We start from the raw sequence: 25,173 nt of genomic DNA on the forward strand, positions 1-25,173 counted from the left end.
CACCGTTCCGTGAGAAGCTGATGTCACCCCCGGCGCTTGTCGCTCGGGCTTCCAGACCGTCTTCTTTCTAGTGGACGGCCCTCTTCGGGCGGAGCCCATCGGCCCCCGAAGGCTGAAAACGATGCGAGGGCGCGCCGACAGGTCATAAAGACGGGTGCGCCCTTTGCGTTCCAGCCCGCCTTGCGTCGTCACACCGCGATCAGCGGCGCAAGAATTTGGCCCCAGGCCCGCCCGCCTCTGGATTTTGACGCACGATCCGCCCTATATCCCCGCCATGTCCGGCAAAACCCTTTACGACAAGATCTGGGACGCTCACGTCGTCAGCGAAGCAGGCGGCGAAGCGATCCTCTATATCGACCTGCACCTCATCCATGAGGTGACCACCCCGCAGGCCTTCGCAGGCCTTCGCGCGGCCGGCCGCAAGGTGCGCCGGCCCGATCGCACGCTCGCCGTGGCCGACCACAACATCCCGACCGAGGGCCAGGCCCTGGGCGTCGACGCTGTGGCCGACGAAGAAGCGCGCCTGCAGCTGAAGACCCTGGCCCGCAACGTCGCCGACAACGGCATCGAATTCTTCCCGATGGGCGACATCCGCAACGGCATTGTCCATGTGGTGGGTCCCGAGCAGGGCCGCACCCAGCCGGGCATGACCATCGTCTGCGGCGATAGCCACACCTCGACCCACGGCGCCTTCGGGGCCCTGGCCCACGGCATCGGCACGTCCGAGGTCGAGCACGTCCTGGCCACCCAGACCCTGCGCCAGAAGAAGGCCAGGAACATGCTGGTCCGCGTCGACGGCCAGCTGCCGCCCGGCGTGACCGGCAAGGACGTGGCCCTGGCCGTGATCGGCGAGATCGGCACGGCCGGCGGCACCGGCTATGTCATCGAGTTCGCCGGCGAGGCCATTCGCAGCCTGTCGATGGAGGGCCGCATGACCCTCTGCAACCTGACCATCGAGGGCGGCGCCAAGGCCGGCCTGGTGGCCCCGGACGACAAGACCTTCGCCTATATCCAGGGCAAGCCCGCCGCCCCCAAGGGCGCGGCCTGGGACATGGCGCTGAGCCACTGGAAGACCTTCTTCACCGACGAGGACGCCGTCTTCGACCGCACGGTCGTCATCGACGGCTCGGCCCTCGTGCCGATGGTCACCTGGGGCACGTCGCCTGAGGACGTCATCCCGGTCACCGGCAACGTGCCCGACCCGGAAAGCTTCGCCACGCCCGACAAGCGCGCGGCCGCCCACCGGGCCCTGGACTATATGGGCCTGAAGGCCGGCCAGCCGATCTCGGAAGCCCGTATCGACCGCGTCTTCATCGGCTCGTGCACCAACAGCCGCATCGAGGACATGCGCGCCGCCGCCGCCGTGGTGCAGGAAGCCTTCCTGCACGGGCGCCTCGTGGCCCCGCACGTCAAGGCCATGGTCGTGCCGGGCTCAGGCCTTGTGAAAGAACAGGCCGAAGAAGAAGGCCTGGACGCCATCTTCAAGGCCGCCGGCTTTGACTGGCGCGAACCCGGCTGCTCGATGTGCCTGGCCATGAACCCCGACAAGCTGGCCCCACAGGAGCGCTGCGCCTCGACCAGCAACCGCAACTTCGAGGGCCGCCAGGGCCGCGCCGGCCGCACCCACCTCGTCTCCCCCGCCATGGCGGCGGCGGCGGCGATCGCGGGGCATCTGGTGGATGTGCGCACCCTCTTCTCGGAGACCGCCCAATGAAGGCCTTCACCCGCCTCGACGGCCGCGCGGCTCCGCTGGAGCTGGCCAATATCGACACCGACCAGATCATCCCAAAGCAGTTCCTCAAGACCGTGGAGCGCGAGGGCCTGGCCAAGGGGCTGTTCTACGATTTCCGCTTCGACGCCGACGGGAACGAGATCAGCGACTTCGTGCTGAATAAGCCGGAGTACAAGAGCGCCAGCGTGCTGATCGCCGGCGACAATTTCGGCTGCGGCAGCTCGCGCGAGCATGCGCCCTGGGCGCTGATGGACTTCGGGATCATGTGCGTGATCTCGACCAGCTTCGCCGACATCTTCAACAACAACTGCTTCAACAACGGCCTGCTGCCCGTGGTGGTCAGCCCCGAGGACCTCGCCCTGCTGATGGACGAGGCCAAGGGCGGCAACCACATGGTCAGCGTCGATCTGGAAGCCCAGACCGTCATCTCGCCCTCGGGCAAGACGATCGGCTTCGACATCGACCCCGTGCGCAAGGAAAAGATGCTGAAGGGTCTCGACGCCATCGGCGAGACGATGATGCACGGCGGCGACATCGATCTGTTCGAAAGCAAGCGCGCCATCAGCCAGCCCTGGCTGGAGGCGTAGTCCTTAAAATCTGTCATCCCGGTCAAGCGCGGAGCGCGCCGAACCGGGACCGCGGGAAGCGCCGGCGTTTGCCGTGGTCCCGGCTCTCCGCTTCGCTGCGGCCGGGATGACAAGCAGCTTCGGGAGAATGCCGAGATGACCCTCATCCTCGCCGGTTCGATCCGCATCGCGCCAGAGCGCCTCGCCGAGCTGCGTCCGCATCTTGCCGCGCAGGTCGAGGGATCGCGCGGCGAGCCGGGCTGCCTGGCCTACGCCCTGTCCGAAGACCCGCTGGATCGCGGCCTGATCCGGGTTTTCGAGCACTTCACCGACGCGGCGGCCTTGGAATTCCACCGCGCCAGCCCGCATATGGCGGCGTGGCGCGCGGCCTGCGCCGCGCTGGGCGTTCACGAGCGCCGCATGTCCTCCTTCGACGTTTCAGACTATCGCGAGATCTAAGATGGCGACTCTTCTCCTCCTGCCCGGCGACGGCATCGGCCCGGAAGTCTGCGCGGAGGTGCGCCGCGTGGCCGCCGCCCTCACCCCGGACCTGAAGGTCGAGGAAGCGCTCTATGGCGGCGCCAGCTACGATACGCACAGCACGCCGCTGACCGACGAGGTCCGCGACCAGGCCCTCGCCAGCGACGCGGTGCTGATGGGCGCGGTCGGCGGTCCCAAATGGGCTGACGCCCCGCGCCACCTGCGCCCCGAGGCGGGCCTTCTGAACCTGCGCAAGGCGATGGACGTGTTCGCCAACCTGCGCCCGGCCTACTGCTTCGAGGCCCTGGCCGGCGCCTCCAGCCTGAAGCCGGAACTGGTCTCGGGCCTGGACATCATGTTCGTGCGCGAACTGGTGGGCGGCGTCTATTTCGGCCAGCCGCGCGGCATCGAAGACCTGGCCGACGGCCAGAAGAAAGGCTTCGACACCCAGGTCTATACGACCAGCGAGATCGAGCGCGTCGGACGCGTGGCCTTCGAGCTCGCGCGTGGCCGCACCAACAAGGTCCACTCGGCCGAGAAGTCGAACGTCATGGAGTCGGGCCTGCTGTGGAAGCAGGTCATCACCGAGCTGCACGCCCGCGAATATCCGGACGTCCAGCTGGAGCACATCCTGGCCGACAACTGCGCCATGCAGCTGGTCCGCGCGCCCAAGCAGTTTGACGTGATCGTCACCGACAACCTGTTCGGCGACATCCTGTCGGACGCGGCGGCCATGCTGACCGGCTCGCTGGGCATGCTGCCCTCGGCCGCTCTGGGCGCGCCGGGCAAGCCGGGCCTCTATGAGCCGATCCACGGCTCGGCCCCCGACATCGCCGGCAAGGGCCTGGCCAATCCGCTGGCCGCCATCCTGTCGTTCGAGATGGCCCTGCGCTGGTCGCTCAAGCAGACGCAGGCCGCCGACGCCCTGCTGGCGGCGGTGAAGGCCGCGCTCGACAACGGCGCCCGCACCCGTGATCTGGGCGGCTCGCTGACCACCGCCCAGATGGGTGATGCGGTGCTGGCGGCGCTTTAGGCTTACTGCGTCCTTCGAGGCCCGCTACGCAGGCGCCTCAGGATGAGGGATTCATTGCATTGATTTCCTCATCCTGAGGTGTGCGCTCCTAAGCGCGCTTCAAAGGACGCGGGGCCTTCCCCCACCCCCGTCTCACCCCCTAACCTCCTCCCAACGACAAGAATTGGGAGGCGCCCATGATCCCGGGCCTGATGCAGACGAAGCCGTTGATGATCAGCGGCATCCTGACCTACGCCGCCCAGGCCCATGGCGCGCGCGAGATCGTCTCGCGGCTGATCGACGAGCCCCTGCATCGCTACGACTATGCCGGCCTGGCGCGCCGCGCGGCCCAGGCGGCCAATGCCCTGACGCGGCTGGGGATCAAGGCCGGCGACCGCGTCACCTCGCTGGCCTGGAACACGCACCGGCACCTGGAGCTGTTCTACGCAGTTCCGGGGATCGGCGCCGTGCTGCACACCGCCAACCCCAGGCTGTTCGACGAGCAGATCGTCTACACGATCAACCACGCCGAAAGCGGCGTGCTCTTCTTCGAGCGCAACTTCCAGGCCCTGGTCGAGCGCATCGCGCCGCAACTGACCACGGTGAAGACCTTCGTCATGCTGTCAGACGCCGAGCGGACCGTCCCCGGCGCGGTCGGCGCGATCAGCTACGAGACCTTGATCGAAGGCGAGCCGGACGCGTTTCCCTGGCCCAGCTTCGACGAGAACGCCGGCGCCTTCCTCTGCTACACCTCGGGCACCACCGGCGATCCCAAGGGGGTGCTCTATTCGCACCGGGCCGTGGTGCTGCACGCCATGGCGGGGGGCTTAAACAGCGCCTTCGGCTTCACGGCGTTCGACGTGGTGATGCCCTGCTCCAGCCTCTACCACGCCACCGCCTGGGGCCTGCCGTTCAGCGCCCCGATCTGCGGCGCCAAGCTCGTGCTGCCCGCCGACAAGATGGACGGCGCCAGTCTGCACCAGCTGATCGAGGGCGAGGGCGTCACCTTCACTGGAGGCGTGCCGACCATCTGGACCATGTACCTGGACTGGCTGGACAAGAACGACCGTCGGCCCGACAGCCTGAAGAAGGTGGTCATCGGCGGCAGCGCCGTACCCCGCGCCATGGCCGAGACCTTCAAGCGCCGCTACGGCGTCCAGACCCTGCAGATCTGGGGCATGACCGAGACCTGTCCGATCGGCGTCGTCGCCACCCCCACCCCGGCCCTGGCGGCGCTGGGCGAGGAGGCGATGGACGAGGCGATCTGGACCCGCCAGGGCCGCCTGCAGTTCGGCATCGAGCTGAAGGTCGAGACCGAGGACGGCCAGGCCGCGCCCTGGGACGGCGAGACCTCCGGCGCGCTCCTGGTGCGCGGCCCCTGGGTGGTGAAGCGCTATTTCCGGAAAGACACCGACGCCGCGCGCGAGGACGGCTTCTTCGACACCGGCGACATCGCCACGCTGGACGCCAACGGCTTCATGCGGATCACCGACCGCCAGAAGGACGTCATCAAGTCGGGCGGCGAATGGATCAGCTCGATCGACCTGGAAAACGTCGCCGTCGGCTGTCCCGGCGTGAAGATCGCCGCCGTGATCGGCGTGCCGCATCCCAAGTGGGAGGAACGCCCGCTGCTGGTCATCGAGGCTCACGAAGGCGCGGAGGTCACCAGGGCCGCCGTGCTCGACTACCTAGCGCCCCGGATCGTCAAATGGTGGACGCCCGACGACGTGGTCTTCGCCACCGTGCCGCTGACCGCAACGGGCAAGATCGACAAGAAGGTGCTGCGCCAGGCGTGGAAGGATCACCTGATCGGCTGATCACAGCTTCAGCCGCCAGCTCTCCGACACCAGCCCGTCGGCGAAGCCGTCATAGTCCCAGCTGTCCTCCAGCACGAAGCCGAAGCGGGCATAGAGGCGACGGGCCGGCAGCAGGATGCTCTGGGTCCACAGCACCATCTCGGCGTAGCCGGCCTCTCGGGCCCGGGCGATGCAGGCGGCGATCAGGGCCTCGCCGACGCCCAGCCCCCGCGCCGAGGGCTCGACCAGCAGCAGGCGCAGGCGGCCGACCGTATCGGTCTCTCTGGCCAGCATGATCGAACCGACCGGCCTTCCCTCATGTTCGGCGATCCAGCAGGCCTCGCGGGCCGGGTCATGGGTCTTCACATAGTCGGCGACGACGCCGGCCACGACGCCCTCGAACCGATGGTCCCAGCCCTGCTCGGCGGCGTACAGCGCGCCATGCCGCTGGATGATCCAGCCGAGGTCTCCCGGCCGTGTGGTGCGCAGGATCATCACGGCTATTCCACGGTCATCTGGGTCTGGGTGACCACCGCGACACGGGTCATCGTCACGCCCATCAGGGCGGCGAACGGCAAGAGGTTCAGGTCAAAGACGGGCGTGTTCATCGGCGCATGTGACGCCCGTCTCGCCACGTCACGCAAGCCGGTTCGGACGAACGATCCGATGGATAGCGTCGGAGGCCTTTATGGCAGGGGGCGAGACTTTCGGTTCTCGTCGATGGCCACGAAGGTGAAGACGCCCTCGGTCACCTTGTTAGCTTGTTCGCCGTCCCGCCGGCGACGCCAGGCCTCGACGGCGACCTTCAGCGAGGTGCGGCCGGTATGGACCACCTTGGCGAACAGACTGACCTCGTCGCCGACGAACACCGGGCTGAGAAAGGTCATGCCGTCGATCGCGATGGTGGCGCAGCGGCCGGCCGCGCGATGGAAGGCGATCGAGGCGGCGGCCAGGTCCATCTGCGACAAAAGCCAACCGCCGAAGATGTCGCCCTCGGGATTGGTGTCGGACGGCATGGCGATGGCGCGCAGCACCGGCGCCTCCTGCGGCCACTCGGCCTTTTCCCACGCCTCGGCGAGCGTCTCGGCCCGCGCGTTCGCCGCGATGGCGTCGCCGTCCAAGCTAGTGCCCGGCGGCGTCGACATAGACGCCGGGGGCCAGATGCTCGTCATGGCCGGCGTCCGTCGCGGCGACGAAGCGGCGGTCGCAATAGGGGCAGTCGACGAAGCCGGCCGCGCCCATCTCAAGCCAGACCCGCGGATGGCCCAGGGCGCCGCCGACGCCATCGCAGGCGATGCGGTGGCCGTGAACGGCGATGGTCTCCGGCGCCGGTCCAGCAATCGCGACGGGATCGGTGGCGGTCGGGGCGGCGGCGGGCGTCTTGGCCATCAGGCGGATCCTCGAGATTTCCGAACGCGGCCTTGGCGCGGCGGCGAACGAGGCATACCTATGCGACGCTGAAAGGCGCCGTCAATCGACGCACGCCTCTAATGACGTTTCGCGGCCCTTCGCCGCCCCGCTTTGGACATTCCATGGACCTGCCCGCCTACGCCATCGAAGCCGAAGGCCTGTACAAGACCTATGCCGGCACCAAGACCTCGCCGGAGAAGCGGGCCCTGAACGGTATCGACCTGAAGATTCCGCGAGGCTCCATCTTCGGCCTTCTGGGACCCAACGGCGCGGGCAAGTCGACCTTCATCAACATCCTGGCGGGCCTGGTCCGCAAGAGCTCGGGCACAGTGCGCATCTGGGGCCGCGACATCGACCAGCGGCCGCGCGACGCCCGCGCCGCGATCGGCGTAGTGCCGCAGGAGCTGGCCGCCGACGTATTCTTCACCCCGCGCGAGTCGCTGGAGGTGCAGGCCGGCTTCTATGGCGTGCCCAAGAGCGAGCGGCGCACCGACGAGCTGCTGAACGCCCTGGGCCTGGGCGACAAGGCGGGCGCCTATGTCCGCCAGCTGTCGGGCGGCATGAAGCGCCGTCTGATGGTGGCGAAAGCCATGGTCCACCAGCCGCCGGTGCTGATCCTCGACGAGCCCACCGCCGGGGTCGATGTCGAGCTGCGCCGCCAGCTCTGGCAGTACGTCACCAGCCTCAACGAACTGGGCGTGACCATCGTGCTCACCACCCACTATCTGGAAGAGGCCCAGGAGCTCTGCGACGAGATCGCCATCATCAACCGGGGCGAGGTCGTGGCCTGCGAGCCGACGGCCAAGCTGCTGGGCCGCATGGACAGCCGCAACGTCGTGGTGACGCCCGAAAGCCCCGTGACCGCCGCCCCGGTCCTGGAGGGCTTCGAGACCAAGCTGCGCTCGGGCGGCGCCTTCTCGGTCAGCTACCGCACCGGCCAGTCCAGCGTCGAGCAGGTGCTGGCGGCCGTCCGCGCCAGCGGCGTCCATATCAAGGACATCGCCACCGAGGATCCCGATCTGGAAGACGTCTTCGTCGCCCTGACCTACGGCGATCCCAACGCCGCCGATCCGACCAAGGACTGATCACCCGCCTCATCAGCGTCCTGTCGCGACGAAGCGCGCTTGCCAGCCTGGACGGCGCGCGCCAGCTTCGCAGCCTTCGGGGTGCGATGGGGCGTGCGGGCGATGCGGCTGGTGGGACTGATCCTGGGATTGTGGCTGGGGCTCGGCGCTGTCGCGCACGCCCAGCCCGCCAAGCCCATCCCGGTCAAGGTGGTGGTCCTGACCACCTTCGAGATCGGCGCGGTCACCGGCGACAGACCCGGCGAGTTCCAGCCCTGGGTCGAGGGGCTGCCGCTCACCGAGACCATCGCGGTTCCCGGCCTCCGCCATCCGGCCCGTTACTCGCCCAAGGACGGCGTGCTGGGCGTGATGACCGACATGCGCGCCCGGGCTCGCGAAAGCGTCGCGGCCCTGCTGCTCGACAAGCGTTTCGACTTCTCAAAGACCTACTGGCTGGTGGCCGGGATCGCCGGCGTCGACCCCAAGGCCGCCTCGATCGGTAGCGCCGCCTGGGCCCGCTATGTCGTCGACGCCGATCCGATCTACGAGGTCGACGATCGCGAAATCCCCGCCGACTGGCCCTACGGCCTCTATGCGCTCGAGACCGAGCGTCCGAACGTCAAGGGCTCGGCCGAGGGCTCTTCGGGCATGGTCTGGGCGCTCAACTGGCGACTGGTCGACTGGGCCTACGGCCTGACCGCCAAGGTCGAGATCCCCGATCATCCTGGCCTGGCCGCCCTGCGCGCCCCCTACGCCGGAGAGCCCAACGCCCAAAGGCCGCCCTTCGTGCTCAAGGGCGAAGCCCTGGGCGCGACCCGGTTCTGGCACGGCGCCAAGCGCACCCAGTGGGCGCAGGATTGGGTCAAGCTCTGGACCGACGGCGCCGGGGTCTTCGTGATGACCGACTGCGAGGACCAGGGCATTCTTGATGTGCTCGATCTCTACGCCAAGGCGGGCAGGGTCGACTTCCAGCGCGTGATGGTCCTGCGGACCGCCAGCAACTATTCGCGTCCGCCGCTCGGCGCGCCGGCCTTTCCGCGCGCCTTCCATGACGAGGGCGCAGTGTCCGCATTCGACTCGGCCTATCGTGTCGGCTCGGTGGTGGTGCGCGAACTGACCGCCCGCTGGGACCGCTACGAGGCCAACACACCGGACATGACCGCCATCGGGGGGACGGCGAAATGATCGAGAAGACCTTCAAGCTGTCGGCGCAGGGAACCACGGTGCGCACCGAGGTGCTGGCCGGCGTCACCACCTTCCTGACCATGGCCTATATCGTGATCGTCAATCCGGCGATCCTGGGCCAGGCCGGCATGCCCATCGCCGCCGTCGCCGCCGCCACCTGTCTCGCCGCAGGTCTGGGCAGCATCCTGATGGGCCTGATCGCCAACTACCCGATCGCCCTGGCGCCGGGCATGGGCCTCAACGCCTATTTCACCTTCACGGTCGTCAAGGGCATGGGCCTGCCGTGGGAGACGGCGCTGGGCTGCGTGTTCCTGTCGGGCGTGGCGTTCCTAATCCTGACGGTCGCCGGCATCCGCCAGCTGATCGTCGGCGCCATTCCCCGCCCGCTGTTCTCGGCCGTCGCCGCCGGGGTGGGCCTGTTCATCGCCTTCATCGGCCTGAAGGAAGCCGGCATCATCGTCGCCGATCCCGCCACGACCGTGGCTCTTGGTGATCTGACCAAGCCCACGGCGGTGCTGGCGATCCTGGGTCTCCTGGTGATGGGCGCCCTGATGGCCTGGCGGGTCAAGGGCGCCATCCTGATCGGCATCCTCGTCGCCGCCGGCGTGGCCTGGGCGCTGGGCCTGGCCAAGATCGCCCCTGGCGACTACGGCCTGGCGGCCCTGACCGCCACGGCCTTCAAGCTCGACGTCCCCGCCGCCCTGCACCTGAACGGCGCGTTCGGGATGGCGCTGGCCGAGGTGATCTTCGTCTTTCTGTTCGTCGACCTGTTCGACAATGTCGGCACCCTGGTGGCGGTGACCAAGAAGGCCGGCCTCGTCCAGCCCGACGGCTCCATCCCGCGCCTGAACCGCATCCTGACCGCCGATTCCATCGCCACCATCGGCGGCTCGCTGGCCGGCACTTCAACCGTTGTCAGCTATATCGAAAGCGCCTCGGGCGTGGCCGAGGGCGGCCGCACGGGCCTGACTGCCGTCGTCGTCGGCGTGCTGTTCCTGCTGACCCTGTTCTTCGCCCCCTGGGTCCAGGCCATCCCCGTAGCGGCCACCGCGCCGGCCCTGATCGTCGTCGGCGCGATGATGGTCGGCGCCCTGGCCGACGTCGACTGGGACGATCCGGGCGTAGGCATCCCCGCGTTCCTGACCGTGATCGCCATCCCGCTGACCTTCTCGATCGCCAACGGCCTGGCGTTCGGCATCACCGCCTATGCGGGCCTCACCCTGCTGCGCGGCAAGGCCAAGCCGAAGGATTGGCTGCTGTTTGTGCTGGCCGGCCTGTTCGTCCTGCGGTTCATCTATATGGGAAAGGCGTGAGCCTGATCGCGAGACCGTTTGCGCCGGCCTCGCCTTTCGGCTAAGACCCGCTTCCCGCCTCCTGGGTTTCCAGGACGGTCGCAGGCACCCGTAGCTCAGCTGGATAGAGCGTTGCCCTCCGAAGGCAAAGGTCACACGTTCGAATCGTGTCGGGTGCGCCAGTTTCACTCAACAAAAGCGGTTTCTCAGCGCTAGCCTGGGGCGTGCCCTCGTTCACAGACGAGGGAAACCAAGCTGCCGCTGTCGGGTGGCTTGGGACGCGATTTCCCGGAATAGTCCCGAACAAGGGAAGGCCCTCGTTCTCCATTCAGGACGAGATGAGCCTGTTTCTGCGACGGACTCTAGCTTCGGCCGCCCACGCCGCATCGCGGCTCCGTCCTGCTTAGCTCCCCCATCGGCAGCCACCGGAGACAACACCGTTACGAGATAAGCTAACGACCGCCTCAGTTAAATCCCATTATTCCCGTAGGATTAAGTGGCTATCAGTTCCCCTGGATTTCTAACGAGGGGACTGGACATGTCTTTCACCCAGCGTAACGGCGCGACCAAGGCCTTGCTGCTCGCGGCGCTGCTCTGCGGCGGCGCCAGCGGCGCCTATGCCGGCGTGACCGAGGGCTCGACCGTCCCAGGCGCCGTGGCGACCGCCTCCGAGAGCGCCGAGTCCGACGGCTCGAATGTGGCCGGCGCGACGGTCGAGGCCCTGACCATCACGGCCCGTCGCCGGTCCGAGACCGTGCAGTGGGTGCCGCTGGCCGTCTCGGTGGTCGGCGGCGATCGCTTGGACGGCACGGGCTCGTTCAATGTCGGTCGCCTGCAACAATTGACGCCGACCCTGCAGTTCTACTCGTCCAACCCCCGCAACACGGCGGTGAACATCCGGGGCCTGGGCGTGCCGTTCGGCCTGACCAGCGACGGGTTCGAGCAGGGCGTCGGCATCTATGTCGACGACGTCTATAACTCGCGGGTCGCCACTGCGACCTTCGACTTCCTCGATGTCGACCGCATCGAGGTCCTGCGCGGTCCGCAGGGCACGCTGTACGGCAAGAACACCACGGCCGGCGCGATCAACATCACCACCCGCCAGCCGACCTTCGACTTCGAGGCCAACGCCGAGGTGTCGCTGGGCAATCTGGACTACAAGCAGGCCAAGGCGGCCATCTCGGGACCGCTGAGCGACAAGCTGGCCGCCCGTTTCGCGGTCTCCAGCACCCATCGGCGCGGCACGATCTACAACGTCACCAGCCGCCGCTACATCAACGAGCAGGACAATCTGGGCCTGCGCGGTCAGCTGCTGTTCAAGCCCAGTGAAGACCTGGCCGTGACCCTGGCCGCCGACTATAGCGCCCAAGACCCCGAGGGCTTCGCCCAGATCTATGTGCGCACCGGCGCCACCCAGCGGGCGCTGAACCGCCAGTACGCGGCTTTGACGTCCGCCCTCGGCTATGCCGTTCCCAGCACCAACGCCTTCGACCGTGTCACGGACGTCGACGCCGAGCTCAACGCCGGCAACAAGGTCGGCGGCGCCTCGGCCAAGGTGGCCTGGAACGTCGCGGGCGGAACCCTGACCTCGGTCACGGCTTGGCGCTTCTGGGACTGGAAGCCGCAGAACGACCGCGATTTCCTGGGCTTGTCGATCGTGGCCAAGTCGCAAAATCCCTCGCAGCAGGACCAGTACAGCCAGGAACTGCGCTTCAACCGTTCCTGGGACTCTCATGACCTGGTGGTCGGCGCCTTGGCCTTCCACCAGCGCATCGACACTCAAGGCACCGAGCAGCAGGGCGTCAACGCCAGCCGCTGGAACATCAATCCCAGCAACGCCCTGTCCAATGACCCGACCGTTCTGGCGGGCCTGACGGCGCGCAACACCCAGTGGCTGAAGAGCACGAGCTTTGCGGTGTTCGGCCAGCTCAGCTGGAAGGTCACCGACGCCTTCACTCTGACGCCCGGCGCGCGCCTGAACTACGACGAGAAGTCGGGTTTCTACGAGCGCAAGGTCATAGACGGCCAGGGCGTGCCCGTGCTGCTCACCGACACCGGCGCGCGCCGCGCCGCCCAACTGGCGGTCTACACCCCGCAGGTCAGCGCCCCCAGCTTCGACGACTGGAACTTCACCTACGACCTGTCGGCCAGCTACCAGCTGGACCGTGACGTCCTGGCCTACGCCACCTACGCCAAGAGCTTCAAAACCGGCGGCATCAACCAGAACGGCCTGCCGACCGATGCGGCGGGCAAGCCGATCGAGGCCGCGGGCGCGATCAAGCCCGAGGACATCAATCACTTCGAGGGCGGCCTGAAGACCCAGTGGCTGGACCGCACCCTGACGGCCAACCTCGCGGTGTTCCGCAGCGACATCAAGAACTACCAGGCCACGGTGAGCAACGGCCAGCTGGGCGTGCTGCGCGGCTATCTGGCCAACGCCGGCAAGGTGCGCACGCAAGGCGTGGAGCTGGACTCGGCCTATCATCCGAACGCCCGCTTCTCGACCTATCTGAACGCCGCCTATACCGACGCCAAGTATGTGCGCTTTGTCGACGCGCCGTGCCCGCCGGAGCTGTCGGGCGGCACGGTGGCGACCGGGACCCAGGTTCCGGGCCCGGCCGGCGTGGCCGGCGCGCTCAGCCCCGCCAACTGCGACGTTTCGGGTCAGCGACTGCCGGGCGTTTCGAAATGGAGCGTAGCCCTGGGCGCCGAGGCCAATGTTCCGGGCGACTTCCTGGGCAAGACGGGCGAGTTCTATGTCGGCTATGACGGCAGCTACCGCAGCAAGTTCTCGTCCAACCCTTCGCCCTCCGCCTACACCTGGGTTGACAGCTACACGATCGCCAACTTCCGGGCCGGCTTCCGCACGCCTGAGGGACTCAACCTCTATGCCTGGGTCCGCAACGCCTTCGACGAGAACTACTTCGAGCAACTGGCTGTGGGTCCCAGCAACACCGGCCTGATCGCCGGCCAGCCGGGCGACCCGCGCACCTGGGGCGTGACCCTACGGGCGGCGTTCTAGAGCCTCTTGATCTGGTTTGGAGGGCTCCATCCAAACCAGACGGCTCCAAACCCCGGCTCCGCCAGGGGGATCATAGGCTATCGGCCGGGCATGGGTGACGCGCGCGAACAGACCCATGACCCGGCGCGGCCGATCGGCGAGCACGCCCATCGAGTCAGCCACCGCTGCGTGACTCCCAATCCCGATGCGACGAAAACTGGGCCTCGCATCGCTTAGGCGATTGTCGTTGGGGCGGCTTTGGGCCAAGGCTCCTCCAACCCCACACGAGCCGCTCTTGACCATCGACCATCTCTGGGCTGTTTCGGCGCTGATCCTCGCGCCCTTCGTCGGCAGCTTCATCGGACTGCTGACGCTTCGCCTGCCGGCGGACCGGCCCTGGGCGATGTCGAGGTCAGCGTGCGACACATGCAAGCGTCGGCTCGGTGTCGTGGATCTGGTTCCGCTGGTCAGCTTTCTTGTGCAGCGCGGACGATGCAGGACCTGCGGGACGGCCATTCCCAGGCGCTACCCTCTCCTTGAAGGCGGGTGCCTGGTGATCGCCCTCTGGAGCGTGCTGGCCTTTACGGGCGGCATGATCCTGCTGACCGCCCTGATGGGCTGGTCGTTGCTGCTGATCGCGACGATCGACACCGAGCATCTGTGGCTTCCCGACAGGCTGACCCTGCCCTTCGGCGCCCTGGGCGTCATCGCAACGCTCGCGATCGGCGAGGTCCCGGTCTGGACGCCATTGGTCGGCGCCGCCGTCGGCTTTGGCGGCCTGGCCCTGATCGCCTGGCTCTACAAGACGGTCCGGGGATTTGACGGCATGGGCGGCGGCGATCCGCGCCTGCTCGGCGCGATCGGGGCCTGGGTGGGGTGGCAAGGCCTGCCGTCGGTGCTGGTCTGGGCGTGTGTCGCAGGCCTGAGCGTGGCGATCGCCCAGACCCTCGTCCGTCGCCGTTTCTCAGGCGATCAGCAACTCCCGTTCGGCGCCTTCCTGGCGATCGGCGCCTGGCTGACGTGGCTCTGGGGTCCGCTGCACGCTCTACTGACCTAGGGCTCCTTTCGATCCGATAGCCGCCTCGGAACGCATCGGAAAATGCTCTAGCCCTTTGTATTAACGCATTTTCTGACGACGAACCGGATCCACTTCGTCGGAAAATGCTCTAGCGCGACGTCAGCCGACCGGCGACCGTGCGGCGCGCGCCCGTCGCATCCCGTGTGAAGCCGCCGGCGACGAGAGCCTGGATCAGATCCGGATCGGTCGTCGCCGCCGACATCTCCAGCTGGTAGCGGCCATCGCCTTCCACACGACCGACCAGCGTCAGATCGGCTGCGCCGGCCTTGCCGCTCAGAGTCGCAAACCAGCTGTCGGCGCGACACGCCGACACCCCGCTGAGCACGCTGCCGCGCAGAGGCCCGTCGCCGATCAGGCGCAGCCGGATCTCGCCGCCCGCCCGCGCGCAGCGCCCCTTGCGGAACACCGCCGTGGCGTCGCGAAACGCCACATCGCCGCTGAGCGGCAAGCCGAGAGCCGCGAGGTCCAGGCCGGTGCGGAGGTTGAGCCGCTCAACGCCCCGGTCGCGCCCCGCCAGCCAGAGGACTGCGCGCTGGTCCGAGCCGGTCTTATCGTGCCGCAGACCCATCCGGACCTGGCCGGTCAGCAGGGACAGCGGATCGAGCCCGCCCTTCCAGCTGCCGATCGGCGCACCGGCCAGCGTGACGTCTTTCAGGCGACCGGCCCAGACCACCCCGCTGACGCCGGCCCCGCCCACCGCCGAAGACCCGGCCAGGTCCTTGGTCAGCAGACGCATCGGCGCGAAGACGACGGTCATGACGAGGGTGGCGATCACCAGGATCACCAGGAGAAGGCGATGGCTCATGGGGCGGCGCGCGCGAAGGTGATCTCGGCCTCGATAAGGCCGTTGTCGAGACGAGAAGCGGTGAAGTCGGTGACCTTGACGGCTCCCTCACGCTCCAGACCCGCAGTCCAGGGCAGGAGGATCTTGGAATCGATGGCGGCGATCCAGATGGTGAAGCGCCCATTGGCGTCCTGGCGATGGCGCGCAATCGGCAGGCCCACCCGGCTGGCGGCGGCCTCGACCACCGCCTGGGGCGCAGCGCCGCCAGCCGTGGCTCGGCTGGCCCCGGCGGCGAGACCGCGCAGGGTCGCCAGCTGCGTGGCCGCCTTGTCCACCCGGACCTGCGCGGTCTTCGCGGCCGACCACAGCGGGGTGGCGACGCCATACCAGCCGATCACCACGACCAGCGCCGCAACCATCACCGCCAGCAGCACCTGCTCGCGCCCTGTGCGCCCGGTCCACCAGAGACGGGCGGCCTCAAGTCGTCCGTTCATGGCTTTCTCCTGATGATGAGATCGCTGCTGATCCGCCCGCCCTCGCTGGCGGTGCTTTGCTCGGTCAGCTCCAGCCCGAGGCGCTTGGCCCCCAGGCGCAGCTGATCCATGTCCGAATAGTTGTTGTAGACGATGGTCGACCGGATCGCGCCCTCTTCGCCATAGACCAGGGTGTCCAAGGTCACCCCCGGGGTCGACTCGACCATGCTCAGATAGCTCGCCGACAGATCGCCGAAACCCTGACCGCTCTGGCTAGCCGCCAGACGGGAAAGGGCATAGCCCACTGCATCCTCATAACGCGACGCTTGCGGGGCCAAAGACACCGCCAGCTTGGTCGCCTGGCGCTCCAGGGCGCGCGCCGTCCATTGATCATGGGCGATCTGGGCGATCATCAGCAGCAAGGGCGAGAGCACCGCCGCCGCCGTCAGGATCGCCAGCCGCCGGAGACCCCCTCGCCCGCCCGTGGTCCGCACGGCGAAGCGCCCTTGCAGCAGGTTAATCACAGGGGCGCGCGCCCCGGTGATCAGCTGGGCGTCGAGCTCCTTGCCGGCGAGGTAGCGATGCTCGCGATTTTCGAACAAGAGCGCGGCCAGATCCGCATCCGCGCTCAGCGCCTTGCTGGGCTCCCGCAGCGCCAGACGCGCGCCCAGTCGTCCGACCGTCAGAACGCCATCTTCAGCCTCGGGCAGGAGCAGGTAGTCCGGGATCACCGCCTGGGGCGCGAGGCCATGGGTCTGGGCCATGTCCAGCCAGGCCTGCAGCTTGTCTCGGGCCGTCCATACCACCAGGGTGCGACCGGCGGCGTCGGCCTCGCCGACGGCGATGTGCAGATCCTCCGCGCCCAGCGCCACCTCGTCCTCGAGGCGGAAGGCGGCCGCCGATCGCGCCTGGGCGGCGCTGCCCATCGGCAGGTCCATCCAGCGCGCCACGACCTCCTCCCCCGGCGCGACCAGGATCACAGCGCCGACCTCGTCGAGCCGCTCGTCGGGCGCCAAGGTCCGCCGTGTAACCGACAGGCCATAGTCCTGGAGCAGTTGCGCCGGCTCGTCGGGTGCGGCCGGCAGGATCAGAAGGCTGAGCAAGGTCATTCTTCGGGGGTCCAACGTCGCGCAGCCAGGATCACCTTGCTCGCCGACGGCGTTTCGAAAAGGGCGGTCATGAACACCGGCATGTCGGCGAAGACAATCTGGCTGTCCAAGGCGAAAAAGCGGGTCCGGAACTTGATCTGGTCACGCACCACGTCGCCGGGCGGCGTGGCCACGAGCGCTTGCTGCCCCCAGAACGCCTGGGCGTCGGGCCAGCCATTGACGGGGCGGCCGGACAACACGCGGGCCGCCGTCTCACGACCGATCCGTCCCTCGGTCAGCGCCGTGAGCAGCAGGGCGCGTTCGGGCGGCAAGGTGTTGACGTTGATCGGCGACAGGTCGGTCGTCGGCAGGGCGCAGACATAGGGCCGGAGCGCGGCGTAGACGCTCGGCGTGAAGCCCCGGATGGCCCGCAGCTCGCTGACCTCGGCCAACGGACCGCCGGCGGTGCGGTAGGGCTGGGCCAGCTGCGCGTAGCCGGGGTCCTCGGCCTCGGCCCGGCCCACGTCGTTGCTATCCATCCAGTCGGCGAGATTTTCCGCAAGCTCTGGCCCGTTGGAAACCCCGACCAGGGACAGCAGGGTCGTGAACTGCCGGACGCCGAGCTCCCGCCGCCGGAAAGGCTCGCCCTGATTGGCCTCGACGACGCTGTTGAGATTGAAGCAGCCGGTGGCGTCGGTGAGCTTGGCCTCCATGCGGCCCTGCTCGATCGGGAATGAAATGACCCGCCCGTTCCAGCCGCCCTCCAGGGTGGTCTTGTTCGGCTCGCGATCCATCAGCTGGGCGATGCGCGTGCGCGCCAGTTGCTCGGCCCCCAAGGCGTACCACTGGGCCTGGCTGGCGATGCGCGCATTGAGCGTCCGGCGGACGCCAAACCGGATATCGTCCAGCACGCCCACCGCGATCACCGAGATCACCGCGACCATCAGCATGACGGTCAGCAGCGCCGCGCCCTTCTCGTCCTCGCGCCTCATCGGCCCTCTCCCGAGGTGAGGAACAGCTGATCGATCTCACCCAGATCCTTGAGCTTCATGGTCAGGCGCACGGCGCTCGGAATGTCGGACGTGGGCTCGCCGCGCCAGGTCGGACGCCATACCCCGTCCAGCAGATAGGCGGACTGGATGCTTTCGACGTCGGTTATCAGCACCTGGGCCGGGCCAAGGCGCGCGCCGTCCAGGGCGGGACGCGCGCGGCGCTCTAGGCGGCCTTCGACCAGAGCGTACTCGACATACTGCAGCGAGGCGCGCGGAGCCTGGTCGGGATTCTCATAGCCGCGCCGCGTAAAGGCCAGCAAAGGCCCGGCGGCGGCCCAGGGGCTGACCCCGGCGAAGGCGGTCAGGGACGGCAGGCCGTCCTCGCCGCGCGTCCGGCGCGTGGCCGCCTGCGAGAGGTCCGCCTTGACGACGGCCCGCATGCGCTGCAGCTCGGCATAGCGTTCCACGCGAACCCGGACGGCGGTCTGATTGTTGAGCGTCGAACTCATCACCGCCACGCCCGCAGCGGTGATCAGCGCGAAGATCAGCAGCGCCACCATCATCTCGATCAGGGTGAAGCCCTTCATCGGGCGGCCCTGAACAAGGTCGCCGCCGCCGCCGGCTGGCGGCTGTTGGGCGACATCACGGCGATGTCGACGCGGAGGATCGACGGATCATCGGTGCGACTCACCTGACGCGTCCACAGCCAGGGGCGGCCGGCGACGCGGTCGGCGCCGGAAACGCGGCCCAGGGCCGGTGGCATGACGCTGGTGACGGCTTCAATGGCGCGATTGTCCAGCACCACCTCGGCCAGGATGCGATCCTGCAGGCGGCCGCCGGCGCGCGTGTTCTCGCCCGCCAGATTGAGCAGGGCCAGCACCGCCAGGCTGAAGATCGCAAGCGCGACCAGCAGCTCGATGAGGGTGAAGCCGGCTTCAGAGCGCTTGGGCGGCATGGACGGCAACATTTCCGGCGACGTCGACGCTGACCACATAGCCAGACCCACCGCGCCCCAGGGTGAATTCCGCGCCGCTGGCCTGACCGGTCGGCTCGAAGACCACCACCGTTGCGCCATCGCGACCCGAGACCCGGGTCTCCTCGACCCACGCCGTGGTCACGAACGGCGCGGTGTCCAGCGCCCGCCAGGCGCGGCCATCACGGATATCAAACCGATAGTCGGCGGCGGTGACATTGACCCGCACCTGGCGATTGACCAGCAGAGACTCCTCGCGCGCCCGCAGCAGGCGCGCGGCGAACCGCGCGCTCTCCTGCGATAGCGACATCTTGCCCTCGGGCAGGGTCAGGATCACCGCCGTGGCCAGCAGGCCCATGATCATCAGCACGACCATGAGCTCGACCAGAGTGAAGCCGGCCTGCGCGACGCGACGCGCTTTAGCGTGTCTGGCCTCAGCTCCAGTTGCCAATGTCGGCGTCCTTGCCTTCGCCGCCCTCGCGGCCGTCCGCGCCGAACGAATAGACATCGATGGCGCCATGCGCGCCCGGCGCGCGGTACTGGTAGTCGTTGCCCCACGGATCCTTGGGCAGACGGCGGATATAGCCGCCCTCACGATAACGATCGACCTGGGTCAGGCCGGCCGGCGGGGCCACCAGGGCCTGCAGGCCCTGCTCGGTGGTCGGGAACGCGAAGATGTCGAGACGATAGCTTTCCAGGGCCTGCTCAAGGACCGACACGTCGGCGCGCGCCTTGCCCTTCATGGCCTTTTCCTGGTTGGGCAGGACGTTGATCGCCACGACCGTCGCCAGCAGGCCCAGGATGACGATCACCACCATCATCTCCACCAGCGTAAAGCCGGCCCGGCGCGCCCGGCGGCGTTTCGTTTCAGCGTTTGCGGTCGACATGGCTTGGCTTCCTAGGTCAGGGCGAGATTGTTGATCTGCAGGATCGGCAGCAGGATCGACAGCACGATCGTCGCCACCACGCCGCCCAGCAGCACGATGATAGCGGGTTCCAGCAAGCTCAGCAGCGTCGCGGTGAAGGTCTCGAACTCGCGTTCCAGATAGTCGGCCGCCCGCATCAGCATGGCTTCGACGCGCCCGCTGCTCTCGCCGCTGGCCGTCATGTAGACGAGCACCGGCGGGAAGACCTCGGCGCGGCGCATGGCCACCGACAGCGCGCCCCCTTCGCGGATGGCGGCGATCATGTCGTCGAGCGCCGCCTGCAGGACGGCGTTGCGCACCGTGCCGGCGGTCAGGATCAGGCCCTCCAGCACCGGCAGGCCGCTGGCGACCATGGTGGCGAGGGTACGGGCCAGGCGCGCGGCGTGCACGTCCCGGATCAGGCGTCCGATCATCGGCAGGCGCAGCAGCCAGCGATCGACCGCCAGCTTGAAGGGCCGATGGCGCAGGGCGCGCAGGAAGGCGAAGACGGCGACCACGGCGCTGACGACGATCAGCCAGCCGAAGGTTTGCAGACCGGTCGACAGGCCGATGACGAGCCGGGTCAGGAGCGGCAGGGTCTGTCCCATCGAGTCGAACTGCTCGACCACCTTGGGGATGACGAAGACCATCAGAGCCGCGACGACCAGACAGGCGACCACCGCCAGCACGATCGGATAGACCAGGGCCGTGGTGATCTTGGCCCGGACCTGCTGCTGTTGCTCAAGAAGATCCGCCAGACGATCCAGGATCGCCGGCAGGGCGCCGGACGACTCGCCGGCTGCGACCATGGCGCGGTACAGCGGCGGAAAGGCCTTGGCGGGACGGCCCATGGCGTCCGAGAGCCGGTAGCCCTCCAGCACGGCGGCGTGAACCTCGCCGATCACCTGCTTCAGTTTCGGCTTGTCGGCCTGCAGGGCGATCGTGCGCAGCGCCTCTTCCAGCGTCGAGACCGACGTCAGGGTCGCCAGCTGGCGGGTGAACATCGAGCGGTCCTTGGCGCTCAGACCCTGACCCAGGGCGAAGCGGCCGACCTGGGCCGGCTTGGCGACGGACGCCATGATCTTGACCGGCGCCAGGCGCTTGCGCTGCAACTGATCGGCTGCGGCGGCCTCGTCGACGGCCTTCAGCTGACCCCGACGCGTGCGCCCGGACAGATCCAGGGCCACATAGTCAAAGGTCGCCATCGCGCGCCCCTTGCCCCGTGATCCGGAGCGCCTCCTCCACCGTCGTCAGGCCGGCCAGAACATAGTGCCGCGCCTCCTGCCCCAGACGGCGATCAAGACCGGCCTCGGTGATCTCCTGCTCACTGGCGTTACCGCCGATCAGGCGGCGCAGGTGGTCGTCGACGCGCAAGGCCTCATAGACGCCGATCCGGCCCTGATAGCCGGTGTGGCCGCAATGGGCGCAGCCGACGGGGCGATACAGGATCTCACCCTCGGGCAGGCCCACCAGGGCCGCCGTCGCGGCGTCCGCCGGCTCGGGCGTGCGGCAGTGCTCGCACAGGCGACGCACCAGGCGCTGGGCGATCACGAGACGCAGGGTCGAGGCCAGCAGGAAGGGCTCCACGCCCATGTCGCGCAGACGCACCACCGCGCCCGCCGCATCGTTGGTGTGCACCGTCGACAGGACGAGGTGGCCTGTCAGACTGGCCTGGACGGCGATCTGGGCGGTCTCGGAGTCACGGATTTCCCCGACCATGACGACGTCGGGATCCTGGCGCAGGATAGCGCGCAGGCCCGCGGCGAAGGTCATGCCGACCTTGGTGTTGACCTGGGTCTGGCCGATGCCGTGCACGGCGTATTCGACCGGGTCCTCGATGGTCAGGATGTTGCGGCTGTTGTCGTTCAGAACGGCCAGGGCGGCATAGAGCGTCGTCGTCTTGCCCGAGCCCGTGGGCCCTGTGACCAGAATGATCCCGTGCGGCTCGCGCACGGCGGTCTCCAGCGCGCTCAGCACATCAGGCGACATGCCAAGGTCGGACAGACGCAGGCCCGCCTGGTCCTTGTCGAGGATCCGCATCACCACCCGCTCGCCCATGCGGGCCGGCAGGGTCGAGACGCGGACGTCCAGGCTCTTGCCGCCCAGGGCCAGAGAGATCCGGCCGTCCTGCGGTACGCGCTTTTCAGCGATGTCCAGCTTGGCCATGACCTTGACCCGCGACACCAGCATGGCGGCGATCCGCGGCGACAGGCTCAACACCTCGGTCAGCACGCCATCGATCCGAAGCCGGACGATGAGGGCCTTCTCGAAGGGCTCGATGTGAATGTCCGACGCCCCCAGGCGCACGGCCTCGGCGATCAGGCCGTTGATCAGGCGGATGACCGGCGCGTCGTCCTGCGGGTCGAGGAGGTCGGCGGCGGCGGGCATGTCCTCAAGCAGCAGGCCAAGGCCACCTTCCAGGTCCAGGCTGTCGGCGCTCGACGCGGTGGCCAAGCCCGCGCCCGCATAGACCTCCGAGAACTTGCGGTCGAACACCGGGGCCGTCATCGGCTCGATCGCCAGCGGCGCGCCGACCGCTCGACGGATCTCGACCAGCGCCATCGGGTCATAGCCCTCGCGCACGCCGATCACCGCTCGCTCGCCCAGGGACAGCAGGACCACCCCGTTTCGCTTGGCGAAACCGTAGGCGAGCATCGGCGTAGTCATGGCGTCGTCGCCGGCTTCGCGGCGGTCGGCGCGGCGACCGGACGCGCCGCGTTCAGATAGTCGCGCATGACCGCGTCGAGCGAGTTGTCGCCGTCCGGCGTCGTCATGGGCGGCAGATTGCGCATGTAGTCGTAGCGCGGGGCGGTCAGGTCGCGGGCGTCGGCGCTGCTGCGGATAATGCGAGGACGGATGAAGACCATCAGGTTGGTCTTCTTGCGCTCGCGCGCCGTGCTGCGGAACAGGGCGCCCAGACCGGGGACGTCGCCCAGACCCGGCGTGCGCTGGGCCGACCGGGTCTCCTGCTGATCCAGCAGGCCGCCCAGCACGACGATGTCACCGTCGTCGACCAGGGCCGTGGTCTCGATCTCGCGCTTGTTGATGATCAGTTCGCTGGAGCCGACGCTGACCGGGCCGGCGACGCTGGAGACTTCCTGACGCAGGAACAGGGTAATGCCGCCGCCCGCATTGATCTGCGGCTTCACCTCCAGCTGGATGCCGACGTTCTGGCGCTGGATGGTGCGGAACGGATTGGCGTTGGAGTCGCCCAGCACTTCGCCCGTGGTGATCGGCACTTCCTGGCCGACCAAGATGCGGGCCTCCTCGTTGTCGAGCGTCATGATCGACGGCGTCGACAGAAGGTTCGAGCCCGTGTCTTTCTTCACCGCATTGATGATCGCGCCGAACAGCGCATCGCCGCTGCGGCCCACGACGCCCGACGTCACGCCCGAGGCGGTCAGCAACGAACTGACGGCGGCGTCCCGCAACGATTTCAGCGCCTCGGTGTCGGCGCCGCTGGTGGTGGTGGCCGCAGCCCCAACCAGCGGCAGCAGGCTGGGCGTGGCGTTGGTGTAGTTGGTCGCGACGAACGGAATGGTGCCGTTGGTCCCGCCCAGCAGGAACTGCACGCCCAGTTGCTTGGCGGTGCCGTCGGTGACCTCGACCACGATCGCCTCGACCAGAACCTGCTCGCGGCGGACGTCCAGCTGGCGAATGACCTCCGCCAGGGTGCGTTGGGTCTCGGGCGGCGCATTGATGATCAAAGCGTTGGCGCCTGGGAAGCGCGCGATGGTGGCCTGGGGCCCGTTGGCGGACGTGGTCGCCGCGACCGGCGCGGAGGGGGCGGTCGTCGCCGTGGAGGCGCCCGTAGCGGTCCGCGCGTTGCTCAGACCGCGCGATGAGGAGGTCGTCACCGAGGTGGTCGCCTGACCCACCAGTTGCTGCAGCACCGGCAGCATCTGTTCGGCGTTGGCGTGACGCAGGAACACGACACGCACGTCGTCGCTGGACTCGGCGCGACGGTCCAGGTCGGCGATGACGGGCAGCAGGCGCTGGACGGCGTCGGAGTCGCCCCGCAGCAGAACCGAATTGCTGCTGTCGACCGGCACGACGGTGACCGCGCCACGGCCGCTCTTGCCCTCGGCGCCCGGCGTTGCGAGCATGTCGTTGAGGACTTGGGCGATCTCGCGGGCCGAGCTGTGGGTCAGGGTGACGGTGTGGACCATCGCCCGGTCCTGGTCGACCTGGGCCAGAAGCCCGCGAATGCGCCGGACATTGTCGGCATAGTCAGCCACCACCACGACCGCGCCGCGCGGATTGGCCACGACCTGACCCTGCGGCCCGACCAGCGGCTTGAGCATCTCCACCGCGCTGGCGGCGTCGAGGGTGCGCAGACGGAACACCTCGGTGGCGAACTGCCCGCCGGCCGCCGAAGGCTGACGGGCGGCGTTCTCGGACGGCTCGATGCGGTAGGCGCCGTTACCGGCCGGCGTCGCCACGAAGTTATTGGCCCGCAGGGTGGCGAGGAACACCTCGAACAGCTCGCGACGGTTCAGCGGACCGTTGCTGGCCACGGTCACCGTGCCCTTGACGCGGGGATCGATGATGAAGGTCGTGCCGGTCGACTTGGCGACGTCCTGGATGAAGACGCGAATGTCCGCGTCCTGGACATTGAGCAGCTGGGTCTGGGCCAGCACGGGGGCCGGCCCGAGGCTCGCCCCGCCCATGACGAGCGCCGCAGCGACAGCGGCCAGAACGGAACGCGACGAAGCGACCTTGGTCATTGGGACACCGGGAAGGAGAGGGTCGCGCGTGCGCCGCCACGGGACAGTTCGACATGATCGGCGGCGACCGAGGCAAGGGTGACGCCATCGGCGATGGTCTCGCCGACGGCGTAGGATTTCTGGACGCCATCGGGTCCAGCGATAATGGCTGAGCCGCCGCCCGGCCCGCCGGACCGCACGCCAAACAGGCGGAAGCCGTCGATGGCCGAGCCGCCCGCCGACCCGCCGGTCGCGCCGAAGGCGTCAAACCGGGCAAGCACGCTCAGGTCGACCGGCGGCCGCGGCGCCTTGGCGGGCGATGAGACCGCGCCGACGGGCGCGGCGAGAACCCACACGAGGCGCGCCGCCTGGGCGGCGAGGACGAGAACGACCAGGATCTCAAGCGCGAGGATGAGCCTGGGACCTGGCGAACGGTGAAGGTCAAGGAATGACAATGGGGTCCGCCAACAGGTCGCTTACGGTCGAAGCGATGTAGCGCGGCGGCGCCGCACTTCTGCAACGATTTTACTACAGAAATACGACAAACGCTCCCGGTTCGGATGATCCGAGCCGGGAGCGCCGTCGATTTGCACCCTCTGCGAAACCCACCGATGAGCGGAGAACTCCGCCTCTCGG

At 68.3% G+C, this 25,173-nt stretch carries 25 protein-coding genes, 1 tRNA gene and 1 pseudogene; 12 read left to right on the forward strand and 15 right to left on the reverse strand.

From position 1 onward, the window contains the following. The first annotated feature begins 274 nt into the window (after positions 1 to 274). The 5 genes from leuC to CVUC_RS07270 all read left to right on the forward strand — a co-directional run bounded on the left by leuC (position 275) and on the right by CVUC_RS07270 (position 5,607). Positions 275 to 1,714, forward strand: coding sequence for a 3-isopropylmalate dehydratase large subunit (gene leuC, locus CVUC_RS07250; protein ID WP_096034711.1), 1,440 nt, complete (start codon positions 275 to 277; stop codon positions 1,712 to 1,714). Further along, positions 1,711 to 2,319 carry a 3-isopropylmalate dehydratase small subunit gene (gene leuD / locus CVUC_RS07255; protein ID WP_010918084.1) on the forward strand — a complete coding sequence of 203 codons (609 nt, stop codon included), beginning with the start codon at positions 1,711 to 1,713 and terminating at the stop codon, positions 2,317 to 2,319. Before leuC ends, leuD begins: the two co-directional genes overlap by 4 nt. Before the next feature lie 135 nt (positions 2,320 to 2,454). Next, entirely contained in the window at positions 2,455 to 2,757 is a 303-nt protein-coding gene (locus tag CVUC_RS07260; RefSeq protein WP_096032212.1) for a putative quinol monooxygenase, read from the forward strand. A 1-nt stretch (position 2,758) separates the two neighbouring features. Continuing rightward, on the forward strand, positions 2,759 to 3,811 hold the full coding sequence (gene leuB, locus CVUC_RS07265; protein WP_096032211.1) for a 3-isopropylmalate dehydrogenase: 1,053 nt from the start codon (positions 2,759 to 2,761) through the stop codon (positions 3,809 to 3,811). A 176-nt stretch (positions 3,812 to 3,987) separates the two neighbouring features. After that, positions 3,988 to 5,607 (forward strand): long-chain fatty acid--CoA ligase, encoded by a 1,620-nt coding sequence (locus CVUC_RS07270; protein WP_096032210.1) that lies wholly within the window; start codon positions 3,988 to 3,990, stop codon positions 5,605 to 5,607. On the opposite strand, the gene CVUC_RS07275 is transcribed toward CVUC_RS07270, so the two are convergent. The 3 genes from CVUC_RS07275 to CVUC_RS07285 form a co-directional block, all read right to left on the reverse strand. After that, positions 5,608 to 6,081, reverse strand: coding sequence for a GNAT family N-acetyltransferase (locus tag CVUC_RS07275; RefSeq protein WP_233279800.1), 474 nt, complete (start codon positions 6,079 to 6,081; stop codon positions 5,608 to 5,610). 191 nt (positions 6,082 to 6,272) lie between these two features. Then, entirely contained in the window at positions 6,273 to 6,707 is a 435-nt protein-coding gene (locus CVUC_RS07280; protein WP_024265510.1) for an acyl-CoA thioesterase, read from the reverse strand. A gap of 1 nt (position 6,708) precedes the next feature. After that, on the reverse strand, positions 6,709 to 6,975 hold the full coding sequence (locus CVUC_RS07285; RefSeq protein WP_010918078.1) for a zinc-finger domain-containing protein: 267 nt from the start codon (positions 6,973 to 6,975) through the stop codon (positions 6,709 to 6,711). Positions 6,976 to 7,118: 143 nt separating this feature from the next. Between CVUC_RS07285 and CVUC_RS07290 the strand changes: the two genes are divergently transcribed. The 7 genes and pseudogenes from CVUC_RS07290 (at position 7,119) to CVUC_RS07320 (ending at position 14,595) form a co-directional block, all read left to right on the forward strand. Continuing rightward, entirely contained in the window at positions 7,119 to 8,081 is a 963-nt protein-coding gene (locus CVUC_RS07290; protein WP_096032208.1) for an ABC transporter ATP-binding protein, read from the forward strand. Positions 8,082 to 8,162: 81 nt separating this feature from the next. Then, positions 8,163 to 9,245 (forward strand): purine nucleoside permease, encoded by a 1,083-nt coding sequence (locus CVUC_RS07295; protein WP_101685805.1) that lies wholly within the window; start codon positions 8,163 to 8,165, stop codon positions 9,243 to 9,245. Further along, positions 9,242 to 10,558, forward strand: coding sequence for an NCS2 family permease (locus CVUC_RS07300; protein ID WP_096032207.1), 1,317 nt, complete (start codon positions 9,242 to 9,244; stop codon positions 10,556 to 10,558). Before CVUC_RS07295 ends, CVUC_RS07300 begins: the two co-directional genes overlap by 4 nt. Before the next feature lie 84 nt (positions 10,559 to 10,642). Next, positions 10,643 to 10,719, forward strand: a tRNA-Arg gene (locus tag CVUC_RS07305). Positions 10,720 to 11,033: 314 nt separating this feature from the next. Beyond that, the gene (locus tag CVUC_RS07310; RefSeq protein ID WP_164468038.1) at positions 11,034 to 13,559 is read left to right on the forward strand and encodes a TonB-dependent receptor; all 2,526 of its coding nucleotides are present in this window, start codon (positions 11,034 to 11,036) and stop codon (positions 13,557 to 13,559) included. Positions 13,560 to 13,575: 16 nt separating this feature from the next. Further along, a pseudogene (locus CVUC_RS07315) lies at positions 13,576 to 13,775 on the forward strand (hypothetical protein). Positions 13,776 to 13,833: 58 nt separating this feature from the next. Then, complete coding sequence (locus CVUC_RS07320) at positions 13,834 to 14,595, forward strand: prepilin peptidase (protein ID WP_164468037.1); 762 nt, start codon at positions 13,834 to 13,836, stop codon at positions 14,593 to 14,595. Between the two features lie 109 nt (positions 14,596 to 14,704). On the opposite strand, the gene gspN is transcribed toward CVUC_RS07320, so the two are convergent. The 12 genes from gspN to CVUC_RS07380 are packed head-to-tail and all read right to left on the reverse strand — an operon-like array spanning position 14,705 to position 24,992. Next, positions 14,705 to 15,421, reverse strand: a complete 717-nt coding sequence (gene gspN, locus CVUC_RS07325) for a type II secretion system protein N (protein WP_096032205.1) — start codon at positions 15,419 to 15,421, stop codon at positions 14,705 to 14,707. Then, complete coding sequence (locus CVUC_RS07330) at positions 15,418 to 15,894, reverse strand: type II secretion system protein M (RefSeq protein WP_010918071.1); 477 nt, start codon at positions 15,892 to 15,894, stop codon at positions 15,418 to 15,420. Before CVUC_RS07330 ends, gspN begins: the two co-directional genes overlap by 4 nt. Beyond that, on the reverse strand, positions 15,891 to 16,997 hold the full coding sequence (gspL, locus tag CVUC_RS07335) for a type II secretion system protein GspL (RefSeq protein ID WP_010918070.1): 1,107 nt from the start codon (positions 16,995 to 16,997) through the stop codon (positions 15,891 to 15,893). Before gspL ends, CVUC_RS07330 begins: the two co-directional genes overlap by 4 nt. Continuing rightward, positions 16,979 to 17,953, reverse strand: a complete 975-nt coding sequence (gene gspK, locus CVUC_RS07340) for a type II secretion system minor pseudopilin GspK (RefSeq protein ID WP_010918069.1) — start codon at positions 17,951 to 17,953, stop codon at positions 16,979 to 16,981. Before gspK ends, gspL begins: the two co-directional genes overlap by 19 nt. Next, positions 17,950 to 18,540, reverse strand: coding sequence for a type II secretion system minor pseudopilin GspJ (gspJ, locus tag CVUC_RS07345; protein ID WP_010918068.1), 591 nt, complete (start codon positions 18,538 to 18,540; stop codon positions 17,950 to 17,952). The genes gspK and gspJ overlap by 4 nt, the downstream gene beginning before the upstream one ends. After that, positions 18,537 to 18,920 (reverse strand): type II secretion system minor pseudopilin GspI, encoded by a 384-nt coding sequence (gene gspI, locus CVUC_RS07350; RefSeq protein ID WP_096032204.1) that lies wholly within the window; start codon positions 18,918 to 18,920, stop codon positions 18,537 to 18,539. The genes gspJ and gspI overlap by 4 nt, the downstream gene beginning before the upstream one ends. Beyond that, positions 18,889 to 19,446, reverse strand: coding sequence for a GspH/FimT family pseudopilin (locus CVUC_RS07355; RefSeq protein WP_096032203.1), 558 nt, complete (start codon positions 19,444 to 19,446; stop codon positions 18,889 to 18,891). Before CVUC_RS07355 ends, gspI begins: the two co-directional genes overlap by 32 nt. Beyond that, complete coding sequence (gspG, locus tag CVUC_RS07360) at positions 19,361 to 19,813, reverse strand: type II secretion system major pseudopilin GspG (RefSeq protein WP_010918065.1); 453 nt, start codon at positions 19,811 to 19,813, stop codon at positions 19,361 to 19,363. The genes CVUC_RS07355 and gspG overlap by 86 nt, the downstream gene beginning before the upstream one ends. 11 nt (positions 19,814 to 19,824) lie before the next feature. Then, entirely contained in the window at positions 19,825 to 21,036 is a 1,212-nt protein-coding gene (gene gspF / locus CVUC_RS07365) for a type II secretion system inner membrane protein GspF (protein WP_096032202.1), read from the reverse strand. After that, the gene (gene gspE / locus CVUC_RS07370; protein WP_096032201.1) at positions 21,023 to 22,498 is read right to left on the reverse strand and encodes a type II secretion system ATPase GspE; all 1,476 of its coding nucleotides are present in this window, start codon (positions 22,496 to 22,498) and stop codon (positions 21,023 to 21,025) included. The genes gspF and gspE overlap by 14 nt, the downstream gene beginning before the upstream one ends. Further along, positions 22,495 to 24,558: a type II secretion system secretin GspD gene (gspD, locus tag CVUC_RS07375; protein WP_096032200.1), complete on the reverse strand. Its 2,064-nt coding sequence runs from the start codon at positions 24,556 to 24,558 to the stop codon at positions 22,495 to 22,497. The genes gspE and gspD overlap by 4 nt, the downstream gene beginning before the upstream one ends. Next, a complete protein-coding gene (locus CVUC_RS07380) occupies positions 24,555 to 24,992 on the reverse strand; it encodes a type II secretion system protein N (RefSeq protein WP_096032199.1) in 438 nt (145 codons plus the stop codon). Before CVUC_RS07380 ends, gspD begins: the two co-directional genes overlap by 4 nt. Between the last annotated feature and the right edge of the window lie 181 nt (positions 24,993 to 25,173).

The organism is Caulobacter vibrioides (genome assembly GCF_002858865.1).
GTDB classification, from domain to species: Bacteria; Pseudomonadota; Alphaproteobacteria; order Caulobacterales; family Caulobacteraceae; genus Caulobacter; species Caulobacter vibrioides.

What these genes read in the sequence shown, in the direction of transcription:
- leuC (WP_096034711.1), top strand. Translation starts at nt 275, where the DNA reads ATGTCCGGCAAAACCCTTTACGACAAGATCTGGGACGCTCACGTCGTC.
- leuD (WP_010918084.1), top strand. Translation starts at nt 1,711, where the DNA reads ATGAAGGCCTTCACCCGCCTCGACGGCCGCGCGGCTCCGCTGGAGCTG.
- CVUC_RS07260 (WP_096032212.1), top strand. Translation starts at nt 2,455, where the DNA reads ATGACCCTCATCCTCGCCGGTTCGATCCGCATCGCGCCAGAGCGCCTC.
- leuB (WP_096032211.1), top strand. Translation starts at nt 2,759, where the DNA reads ATGGCGACTCTTCTCCTCCTGCCCGGCGACGGCATCGGCCCGGAAGTC.
- CVUC_RS07270 (WP_096032210.1), top strand. Translation starts at nt 3,988, where the DNA reads ATGATCCCGGGCCTGATGCAGACGAAGCCGTTGATGATCAGCGGCATC.
- CVUC_RS07275 (WP_233279800.1), bottom strand. Translation starts at nt 6,081, where the DNA reads ATGATCCTGCGCACCACACGGCCGGGAGACCTCGGCTGGATCATCCAG.
- CVUC_RS07285 (WP_010918078.1), bottom strand. Translation starts at nt 6,975, where the DNA reads ATGGCCAAGACGCCCGCCGCCGCCCCGACCGCCACCGATCCCGTCGCG.
- CVUC_RS07290 (WP_096032208.1), top strand. Translation starts at nt 7,119, where the DNA reads ATGGACCTGCCCGCCTACGCCATCGAAGCCGAAGGCCTGTACAAGACC.
- CVUC_RS07300 (WP_096032207.1), top strand. Translation starts at nt 9,242, where the DNA reads ATGATCGAGAAGACCTTCAAGCTGTCGGCGCAGGGAACCACGGTGCGC.
- gspN (WP_096032205.1), bottom strand. Translation starts at nt 15,421, where the DNA reads ATGAGCCATCGCCTTCTCCTGGTGATCCTGGTGATCGCCACCCTCGTC.
- CVUC_RS07330 (WP_010918071.1), bottom strand. Translation starts at nt 15,894, where the DNA reads ATGAACGGACGACTTGAGGCCGCCCGTCTCTGGTGGACCGGGCGCACA.
- gspK (WP_010918069.1), bottom strand. Translation starts at nt 17,953, where the DNA reads ATGAGGCGCGAGGACGAGAAGGGCGCGGCGCTGCTGACCGTCATGCTG.
- gspJ (WP_010918068.1), bottom strand. Translation starts at nt 18,540, where the DNA reads ATGAAGGGCTTCACCCTGATCGAGATGATGGTGGCGCTGCTGATCTTC.
- gspI (WP_096032204.1), bottom strand. Translation starts at nt 18,920, where the DNA reads ATGTTGCCGTCCATGCCGCCCAAGCGCTCTGAAGCCGGCTTCACCCTC.
- CVUC_RS07355 (WP_096032203.1), bottom strand. Translation starts at nt 19,446, where the DNA reads ATGGCGCCATCGATGTCTATTCGTTCGGCGCGGACGGCCGCGAGGGCG.
- gspG (WP_010918065.1), bottom strand. Translation starts at nt 19,813, where the DNA reads ATGTCGACCGCAAACGCTGAAACGAAACGCCGCCGGGCGCGCCGGGCC.
- gspF (WP_096032202.1), bottom strand. Translation starts at nt 21,036, where the DNA reads ATGGCGACCTTTGACTATGTGGCCCTGGATCTGTCCGGGCGCACGCGT.
- gspE (WP_096032201.1), bottom strand. Translation starts at nt 22,498, where the DNA reads ATGACTACGCCGATGCTCGCCTACGGTTTCGCCAAGCGAAACGGGGTG.
- gspD (WP_096032200.1), bottom strand. Translation starts at nt 24,558, where the DNA reads ATGACCAAGGTCGCTTCGTCGCGTTCCGTTCTGGCCGCTGTCGCTGCG.